Source organism: Oleiphilus sp. HI0086 (genome assembly GCF_001635225.1).
In genome coordinates this window covers 1-2005 of the sequence record NZ_LWFZ01000974.1, presented here as the reverse complement: position 1 = coordinate 2005, position 2005 = coordinate 1, and the positions used below count along the sequence as shown (strand labels likewise).

Genomic DNA, 2005 nt, shown 5'->3' with positions numbered 1-2005 from the left:
ATCTTGTTCGGACATTACTGGGGAAATGGTAAAGCAACGGTTGAAATCAAAGGCAAAATGTCAGGCCAACAACAAACCTACACAACGTCTTTTGACTTCCCAAAACAAAGTGAACTCAACCCTGAGATAGAAAGGTTATGGGCGTTCGCGAGCATTGAAGCATTGCAGAATAAAATTGACTATCTAGGCGAAGATGCAGATGCCAAACAAGCCATCATCGACATTGCCAAACAATATGGTTTAGTCACCGACTACACTTCGATGATTGTTGTGAGAGAAGAGGTATTCAAGCAGCTTAACATTTCAAGAGATAACGCCAAACGCGTAAAGAAAGAATTGCAGGCTAAACAACAACGCGCAAGCCAGCCGGTAAGAGACCATCGTAAAGATGCCCATCAACCAGCTTTCAACAACACCCGCGCTTACCCGAGCTCTGGTGGAGGCTCATCTAGCCCCTGGATGATGTTATTGCTGCTCATCGCGGCGGTGTTATCACGAAAGCTTCAATCAAAGCGTTCATAAAACACCCTAAAAAACGAAACCAATGCTGATCTATGAACTCGGTTTTCATAGATCAGCCCACACCTCAAACTACCCCATCAATACTAAAACTTTCGCAGATCCTTTTTTCTGCGCATCTTCTCAAAAGCCAAAGGCTCCCATCGACGCATACCTGTGACAACACTAGTACCGAATCGCTCTTTAACAGGCAACTTTTCATCCTCTACATGTAAGCGATGAAATTCCTCTGCAAGTTGATCCAACTTTCTCTGAAAGATCAGGTTAGAGGCTTTAGAGAGCATCCCCACCACAAACTGTCGTTTGTCACTGGGCTCATCAAACCTATAGTTAAAGAACTCATTCACTAGAATTTCTTCGAAAAACCGCTGTATAGGGCCGTTCTTTTGCCAACTGAAGTTTCTATCAACTAATAACTTTATGCGATTTCCAGGCAACAACTCGATCAACTTTAGGCGATCTAATTTGGCAAGATGCTGGATTAACGCGGTCTCAGTTAAATCATAGGTAGACAATATATCTTCAAAGCTCCAACGATTTAAGGCACTATTTGCGACAATCAAAAGCGGAAGATCATCAATAATTTCTTTTTCTTGCTCAATCGTCAAACTTCGAATCTGATCAGACTGTCTCACCATCTCCACCAGATCACTAATTTCAATACCTAAAAATTCACAAATTTGATCTAGCCTTTTTAGCGAAAAGCTTTCCTCAGAAAACAAACGTTTCACGCTCGCCTCACTTAAATTGAGGGCATCAGCCACATCTGCATATTTTACATCGTTAATTTTCAAACATTTTTTCAGTGCTTTGACTAAAGCAGCGCTCTGAGACATCTGATCTCCCTATTATGAAACAGCGGTTCATGAGAATGACAGCAATACCGAATACTATGAAATATCGGGCTTATATCCAAACCTAGAATGGTTTTATCGTTACCATCAACAACTAAAATGACTGAATTAGGCCGGCGGACAACTGGATAGACGAAATGATTTATGATTGAAAAAGTCTTATAATTCTTAGATTATTGCACAAACTAGAGGCTTGAACTCAGGTTACAGACAAATATTACCAGGCTAAATGGAGTAGCGAGTAATATGACAGAGCAACAAATACCTGTGCGGGAAAGCCGTCAAAAAAAGCTTAAACAAGCTGTTGACTGCCTTAAGAAAACTATCCCACAAATGAAAGACCTTGAAATCCCAATCACCCCGGAAAACTACTTCGTTTGGTATGAGTATTTTCAAGGAATGAACCTCGAGCTACGCAAGAAAATAGATAGCCTGCTAGAAAGTGGAACGAACTTTACAGACAGCTTAAATAACTCACTCTACGAAACTTATATTGCAAACCAAACGCAGGATAAACTGAGCCATATACAAGGCGATACAGAGACGCTTGTGGACAACCTGCTGCAAGAGCTGGAAAAAATCCTTGAGGGCAACCAGGCTTTTTCAGCCGCACTGGAAGAAAGCCAGAATGA

At 41.3% G+C, this 2005-nt stretch carries 2 protein-coding genes and 1 pseudogene; 2 read left to right on the top strand and 1 reads right to left on the bottom strand.

All coding sequences use genetic code 11. The annotated features are described in order from the left end of the window. Positions 1-522 (top strand): annotated as a pseudogene (locus A3756_RS27870) (hypothetical protein); the annotation flags it as partial. 83 nt (positions 523-605) lie between these two features. On the opposite strand, the gene A3756_RS17545 reads toward A3756_RS27870, so the two are convergent. Next, positions 606-1355: a helix-turn-helix transcriptional regulator gene (locus A3756_RS17545; RefSeq protein WP_068514227.1), complete on the bottom strand. Its 750-nt coding sequence runs from the start codon at positions 1353-1355 to the stop codon at positions 606-608. Positions 1356-1619: 264 nt separating this feature from the next. Here A3756_RS17545 and A3756_RS17540 point away from each other — a divergent pair. Then, positions 1620-2005, top strand: a 386-nt coding sequence (locus A3756_RS17540; RefSeq protein WP_197481366.1) for a hypothetical protein, incomplete at its 3' end; no start/stop codon positions are given.